This is a genomic window from Anaerosporobacter sp. (assembly GCF_031551385.1).
Classification (GTDB): Bacteria; Bacillota; Clostridia; order Lachnospirales; family Lachnospiraceae; genus Anaerosporobacter.
Window position 1 is genome coordinate 43,492 of the sequence record NZ_JAVBNS010000062.1, and the last position, 7,493, is coordinate 50,984.

5 protein-coding genes and 1 pseudogene are annotated in these 7,493 nt (G+C 32.4%); 1 reads left to right on the top strand and 5 read right to left on the bottom strand.

Going from position 1 to position 7,493, the window contains the following annotated elements; all coding sequences use genetic code 11:
* Positions 1-20: 20 nt before the first annotated feature.
* The 4 genes from RMR19_RS06800 to RMR19_RS06815 form a co-directional block, all read right to left on the bottom strand.
* Positions 21-704, bottom strand: a complete 684-nt coding sequence (locus tag RMR19_RS06800) for an RloB family protein (protein ID WP_310602747.1) — start codon at positions 702-704, stop codon at positions 21-23.
* Positions 705-1,898: an AAA family ATPase gene (locus tag RMR19_RS06805; RefSeq protein ID WP_310602748.1), complete on the bottom strand. Its 1,194-nt coding sequence runs from the start codon at positions 1,896-1,898 to the stop codon at positions 705-707.
* 235 nt (positions 1,899-2,133) lie between these two features.
* Complete coding sequence (locus RMR19_RS06810) at positions 2,134-4,458, bottom strand: M56 family metallopeptidase (protein ID WP_310602749.1); 2,325 nt, start codon at positions 4,456-4,458, stop codon at positions 2,134-2,136.
* 3 nt (positions 4,459-4,461) lie between these two features.
* Positions 4,462-4,818: a BlaI/MecI/CopY family transcriptional regulator gene (locus tag RMR19_RS06815; protein WP_310602750.1), complete on the bottom strand. Its 357-nt coding sequence runs from the start codon at positions 4,816-4,818 to the stop codon at positions 4,462-4,464.
* Positions 4,819-5,126: 308 nt separating this feature from the next.
* On the opposite strand from RMR19_RS06815, the gene RMR19_RS06820 reads away from it, so the two are divergent.
* Positions 5,127-6,785 carry a cellulase family glycosylhydrolase gene (locus tag RMR19_RS06820; RefSeq protein WP_310602751.1) on the top strand — a complete coding sequence of 553 codons (1,659 nt, stop codon included), beginning with the start codon at positions 5,127-5,129 and terminating at the stop codon, positions 6,783-6,785.
* Positions 6,786-6,872: 87 nt separating this feature from the next.
* Here the strand turns inward: RMR19_RS06820 and RMR19_RS06825 are convergent.
* Positions 6,873-7,493 (bottom strand): annotated as a pseudogene (locus RMR19_RS06825) (hypothetical protein); the annotation flags it as partial.

Genomic DNA, 7,493 nt, shown 5'->3' on the forward strand with positions numbered 1-7,493 from the left:
TTTCAATTTAAATATATATATCATTCATCTAAATATTTCTTCAGTTCTTCAATCAACAAATGCATCGTTGTTCCTGGATTAAATTCCGAAGGCTTATTCTTTTTTTCATCAAATTGAGACATTCTTCTTTTTGCATTATTAATTGCGTTTTTCACTCCCTCATTACTATTAACCATCGAATATATATCCTTATAATTTTTTTGGTATGTGCCATTTCCTAATCCATACTCTTTAAACGATTTGTTTAGCTTTTTTACCCACTCTTTTCTATGTAATGCAGAATCACTATACTCAAAATGAAGATATAGCCAATACTCAAAGGACTGATTACTCCATGCAATATGGTATCCCTTAGAACGACCATTTATAATGGCTTGATCAAAATCCGTGAAATCATCCTTATCAAATACTACCCAAATATTTTGATAGATTACTTTTGCCTTATTAACGATTTCCTCTGTCTTTTCAATTAATTTATTCGTTGCACAGCCTTCTCCAGTAACATCAATTAATGGCATCTCATATACATCTACACTACCTCCAAGCTTATCCTCTATAAGCTTGGCAAGCCCTCTTATATATAATGGTTCTGTTTTTTCACCTTCTGTAATGATTAAAAATGAATTTGCTCTTGAAGGTTTATATTCGAATGTTCTTTTTTGTCTCTCTTCTCTACGCTTTTTAAATAAATCATCACTCCCCATTTATTCACCTTCTTCTAAAGAGAATTCTTTCAGCAATGGAATTCCTCCATATACGCCAGCTAAATAATCTTTTTCGAATGACGCATCAGAACGTACTCTATAATCTGATAAAGCATTTAATTTTGAACAGCCCTCTTCGTCTTTTTCTACAAACCAAATTTGATCTCTTCTAAAGAATTTTTTATCTAATAACGTAGTATCATGCGTGGTGTATACTAATTGCGCTTTCGAATCTTTAACATAAAATAAATCAATAATAAATTTTAATAGTAAAGGATGTAATTTTACATTTAACTCATCTACGAACATTAGTGTATTATTTAATACTGCTGCTTTAGCATACATATAAATGATAATACTCTTTACTGTTCCTTCTGATTCAGAGTATAATGGTAATTCATAGTTATTTCCCTCTTTATCTTCATGAAGCGTATAGAAAAAATTCCTTTTTCCATCTGTTTTATATGCAACATCCTTTATTCCTGTATCAATTGCATATAGGAAACTTAATAATTGATTTTTATCTTTATCAATTGTATTAGGTAAAAATTTTTCAATCATATCTCGTTCTTCACAAAGGCTAGAATCCATAATCATGGTTGTTATTATTACCTTATATACAATAGAAAAAATATCTGTTTTCATCTTTAACTTATTAAAGAATGATAGCACTAATGTTTCAGATGGAACTTGATTCTTATATGACTCACACTCTTTTCTAACTGTTGCTCCAAAATTAATTTCTTCATTTGTTCTTTCAAAAATAATAGTATTTCTATTTGTCTTAATATTTTTTCGATAAAGCCATTCACTAACAATGCATGTATTATTATATTCAAATCCATATTTATATTCATACTCATCTACAATCTCAATAACTTGAAATTCTGTATTTTCTATATTTTTTTCAAAAAGAAAAGGTTTATAGAATATATCAATAACTTTATCCTTATCTGCCTCAACATTATTAAATGATTCCATAATAATATAGCGAAATGCATCAAACGCATGATTTAAATTTGATTTTCCGCTTGCATTTGCACCATAAATTGCTGCCACTTTAAGAAATCTTTCTTTCGTATTCATATCGATTAGGTTATACTCGTGTTCCTTATATGCATTAATTGCTGTCATATCTAATATAGCTTCATCTCTAAATGACATAAAATTTTTTACAGAAAATTGAATCAGCATGTCAACACCTCCTATATTTCTATATAGACTATATATAATATATAGTATGCTTTTTTTAATATTATGTCAATTTTTTTACGAATTATTCGTAATTTATTCAACGTAACATAAAACAAAATATTAAATTCCACATTTTCAGCCAATTTTTTAATACGTAAGAAAAATCAAATCAAAAACAATAGTATGAAAAAATATAGCTTCTCCATACTATTGTTTTCTACTTACTTAATATACATCATTCATCATGTTTCTTCGACTGCCACATATCCCCCGTCTTCAATTCCCCCTCCTGCGTACTTAATACCAAATGGCTATTAGACATATAATAAGACAATTCCTCTTCCCATTCCTTAAACTTTTCATCATTGAAGATATATTGCGAACCAAAATCCATACCTTTCGCAACCAAATACTCCATTTCTCCCTTATCATCTAATCGATATACACAAAATCCATAGCCACCATACGTGTCTCTGTCCTCATTATAATAATTTAATATAAAGTCCATACCATCTACAGAACCTACATAAACATTATTCCAGCCAGCACGTGCAGAATGAGCAAATTCAGTGTGTAGTATATTTCCACTTGCATCTTTAAAGAGAACATATCCACTATCCCCATCTCCTATATTACCTGCATATACCTCTATCTTTTCTAATCCTGAACTCTCACTAATATCTGCCTCTTCCGTAGTTACTAATTTATAGTATTCTGCTAGAAAATCTTCCCCCAACTCTTCTTTGTAGTACTCATAATCACTCCCATAGGCGGACATTGGCAAATAAGTATAAAAACCATACTCATCACGAGTTTCTACGTCAATTTCTTCACCTTCTGTATCATTTAATGTATACTCACTCGCATCATCATTATTCGATCTCGTCTTTGGTATCCATATTCCGTCTTTACCAAATGCTTTAATCATAGTAACTTCTGTGTCTACATTTTCCTCTACAAAAGTAATAACAATCTGTGCCACTGTACTGGTTTCATTCATATATGATACAGTCACCTTTACCTTATCTGGGTCATTCGATAGATTTAAAAGATTAATTGCTGCCGTTTCTGGTTGAAACAAATCTTCATAATGTGATGAAGAAGAGGAAAGTGCATTCTGATTCAACACCTCTCCCAACCCATTCGTTTGATAATCCATCATTCGTGTAATTACTCCCTCTGGATTTGCAAGAGTAAGTTCTTTTGGCGTACATATATTATCGAGATATATTAGTTCTGAATTTGTTACAACGAAAGAGCCATCTTCACAATTGAATTGTATCTTTTCTCGCCAAGCAGTGACATGGGGATCTGAAGTCATAGCATAATATATAATTTCTGCATAGTCTTCATCTAAAGTCTCAATATGAAAACCTTGCTCAATCTCCATAGGCCATGGGCTTGAATATCCAAATGAATAATAATCACTTCCTATTGTCAATAAATCCTTCTGCTCAAGCTCTTTTTGTACCTCCTTGGTTGTATGACTTACTATATATTCAGCATTTTTATTAACGAAAGCTTCTCCCCACGCAGAAACAAAAGCAAACACTTCTTCCATATTAGCAGCTATTGCAGAAATTTTATCATCTATTAAATTCACTTCTTCTTGCTTCGATTTCGGATTCGTTAGAAAGCATACTCCTACAATACCACATACAATAATAGCAAGAATAACAATCCAGAACTTCGGTTTTTTATAATTTAAAATAGACTTAATTCTAGCCTTGACCCCTACTTCTCCAAACGCAAGTGGGCAAGCAGCAATACTTCTTCTGGAGATGCTGCACGATAAAAGTGTTTCCGAATATTCTTTCTTATCCATACTATCCATTTTCCCGATTACTCGCTCATCACATGCAAGTTCAATATCGCGACATAGCATAATGTAAGCGAGCCATATTAGTGGATTAAACCAATATACAGACAGAATAAGAAAAGCGATTGGTTTTATGAGATGATCCAGATGTTTTAAATGCATATTCTCATGTGCTACAATATATTTAAGTTCTTGATTTTTAATATGAAAAGGAATATATATTTGTGGTTTGAATACTCCTAAAATAAACGGTGTCTGAACATTATCACATTGCCATATGTTATCCCTCATATATACTGCTGTTTTTACTTTTGCCTTCATTACAATCACACTAATGAGACAATAGAACAACATAACTGCCACTCCACCAAGCCATATGATAGATATTACAAACACAATAATTTGCTTTGTATCATTAGAATTGTTTTTTGATTCTATAAACACAGTATCATTTTCAATGACTTGTTCTGGATTTAGGCTATATCCGTTATCTAAAACATTTGACTGAACTTCTTCTGGCAAAGAAGTCATCTCTACTTTTATTGGCTCTGCACTTGGGATTAGACTCCACACACTTTCAATCGAAAACGGAAGAATCAGGCGAATTCCTACCAACAACCACAGAAAACGGTGAATGGATTTTGGAGCTTTATGTAATAGGATACGCAATATTAAAACTACTACAATCAACCATGTTGTAGAAATACTAAGATTTAATAATCTTATAAATATATCCCCCATCCACTATTCCTCCTCATAAGAATCAAGCATTTTTCGAATTTCCGTAACTTCTTTGGCTGATAACTTCTTACTCTTTGCAAAAGCTGCAATAAATGCAGGTACAGACCCTTCAAATGTTTTCTCCACAAACTCATCAATCTCTTCTGCTTGAATTTCATCCTTTGATACTAACGTAGTAACAATTGTGTTTTCATTTTTAACAATACCACGTTCACTTAGACGCTTAATTACCGTGTACGTTGTTGCCTTTTTCCACCCTAATCTCTCTTGGCATAGCTTTACAAGCTCCGTACTATTTACTGGTTCATGTTCCCATAGTAATAAACAAAAACGGTATTCACTTTCATATACTTTTGGCATGATATTCCCCCTTGGTTTAATTTATTAGACCTATTACAAGTCTAACACGTTAGACCATTCGTTGTCAAATATATTTTACTCTTTATTCTTTGATTATTCTTACAAGATGACTGTTCACACAAGATGTTTATTGCCACCTTGCTTTTTTCTTCGTCTGTCATGGCCTTTTGCCCCTTGTATCATGCCATATACTTAAACTATGACAACTACTATCAACTTTTTTGGCAAAATAACCGATTTATATATATAGACTATTATGCGAAAAAGCAACACTTGATTTTCACATCAAAGAAAGGAGTCGCTTTACTATGAATAAAAAACGCAATACCAAACGTTTCTCACTTTTTGTTCTTTTATTTTTTGCAATTTGGGCAGTATCGCTTCTAATCGATTACCGTTCTTCTACAACTAACAGCAATCAAAATATAGATAATACCCCCACATTAACAGCGAATTTAACTTCCACCTTAACTTCTACTTTGCCAAGTCAAATGGCAACAGGAACTGCAATAACAACAAATTCTACAATTAACTCCAAAGACACCATTAAGAAAAATTCTTATTACGGAAAGTTACAAGTAAAGGGTACACAGTTATGCGATAAAAAAGGAAATCCCGTTCAATTAAAAGGACTAAGTACACATGGACTTGGTTGGTTTCCTGAATATGTAACAAAGAAAACATTTAAAACATTTCGTGATGATTGGAATATGAATGTAATCCGTCTTGCAATGTATACGGAAGAATATAATGGATACTGCTCTAGTAACAGTACGCAAAAGAAGAATCTAAAGAAAATCGTTAATGTAGGTATCAAAGCTGCTATAGAACTTGATATGTATGTTATTGTAGACTGGCATATATTAAGCGACGGCAATCCCTTAACACATGTTGATGAAGCGAAAGCCTTCTTCAAAGAGATTTCTGCAAAATATAAGAATGATCCACATATTATCTATGAAATCTGTAATGAACCAAACGGTGGTACTTCATGGAGTGATATTAAGAAATATGCCAAAAAAGTTATTCCTGTAATTAGAAAAAATGCTCCTGATGCGATTATTATTGTTGGTACACCAACTTGGTCTCAAGATGTTGATGTTGCTTCCAAATCGCCAATCACGGGATATGATAATATTATGTACGCACTTCATTTTTATGCCGGCACACATAAAGATGATTTACGCAACAAAATGACTACCGCAATTAAAAATAAACTTCCAATCTTCGTAAGTGAATATGGAATCAGTGATGCCTCTGGAAATGGTGGTGTTTATACAAAAGAAGCCAACAAATGGATTACCTTTATGGATAAAAATAATGTTAGTTATGTTGCATGGAATCTATCGAACAAAGCCGAGAGTTCTTCTATCTTGACAAGTAGTTGTAAGAAGGTTTCTGGATTTACTTCAAAAGACTTATCAGCAAGTGGAAAATGGCTAAAGTCAACGCTCACCAAAACAACCTCGACAAGTACTACTTCAACAACTACTAGTACAGATACCAAGAAGGATACTTCTTCCACAACGTCTAGTACGGATACCCAAAAAGATACTTCTACGACAACGTCTAGTACAGATACAAAAAAAGATACTACTACAAGTACAACGAGTACCACAACAGAAACGACAACAAAAATCACTGCCGATTACAAAAATGTTATAGAATCCTTTCAAATCAGCGATTCGTTAAAACCTACCATTGTTCTTGATAGTAGCTGGGAAGATTCTGATGCGAACTACTACTTATTCCGAGTTTCGTTAAAAAACACAACCTCCAAAGCTTTAAGTACATGGAGTTTCAAACTTAATGCCAAGAAAAAAGTTGAGTTAGTTGACTGTTGGAATTGTAATGTGAAAGGCTCTAAAAGCAAAGTCTTAACCGTAACTCCAACGGATCAAAACAAAAAGATTAGTTCCAAATCTACATTATCTGATTTGGGTATGATAATAAAGGTTGCTAAATAAATCAAAAAGGCTATATACATTACTGAGGTTTTCGTTTACACACAGTTATGCATATAGCCTTTTTATTAAAGATAATTTTATTTTTTCTTAAGCCAGTTGTTTATCAAATTCAATCATTAATTTTCTACTTATCTCTATTGCAGATGCATTTGGTGCTTTATCAATCAAATCCACCACTGCTTTTACATAATCCGTTTCAAGTTCCAACATATCCGCAATTGTTTCTGGCTCTAATCCCTTAAGTCTTTTCTTTTTTATTATCAATATCAAGTCTGCTTTTCCTTTTATTTCTCCTTTTATCTCCGCTTCCTCAATCTCGGGACGGAAAATTTCCAACACTTCTTTTGACATTGTCATATCTTCTTCCTCCTTTATTTGTCTTAATAATTCATGGTTTGCTTTCAATATTGCATCTAGCACGGCTTCTTTATACTCATTTTTTTCTTTCTCTTTATAATCTTTTACAAGACTATGTAGCATTTCTTTTGAAATCTTATTTGTTAATCCTGCTAACCACTTATGTTTTTCGCCTAACTCTTTTGGAATAATGAATTGAACTGGAATATCACCCTCTTTTTGAAAATAATAAATCCCCTTCACATAAGTTGTTTTCACATATTTTCTTTGGGTCTCTAAATGTTCAAATAGATTCTCCGCTATAGTATTACTGACAAATGATATCGTGATGTCTTCAAACTTACTCTCATC

Coding starts and splice junctions, on each gene's coding strand:
- RMR19_RS06820 (WP_310602751.1), top strand. CDS start 5,127: ATGAATAAAAAACGCAATACCAAACGTTTCTCACTTTTTGTTCTTTTA.
- RMR19_RS06805 (WP_310602748.1), bottom strand. CDS start 1,898: ATGCTGATTCAATTTTCTGTAAAAAATTTTATGTCATTTAGAGATGAA.
- RMR19_RS06815 (WP_310602750.1), bottom strand. CDS start 4,818: ATGCCAAAAGTATATGAAAGTGAATACCGTTTTTGTTTATTACTATGG.
- RMR19_RS06810 (WP_310602749.1), bottom strand. CDS start 4,458: ATGGGGGATATATTTATAAGATTATTAAATCTTAGTATTTCTACAACA.
- RMR19_RS06800 (WP_310602747.1), bottom strand. CDS start 704: ATGGGGAGTGATGATTTATTTAAAAAGCGTAGAGAAGAGAGACAAAAA.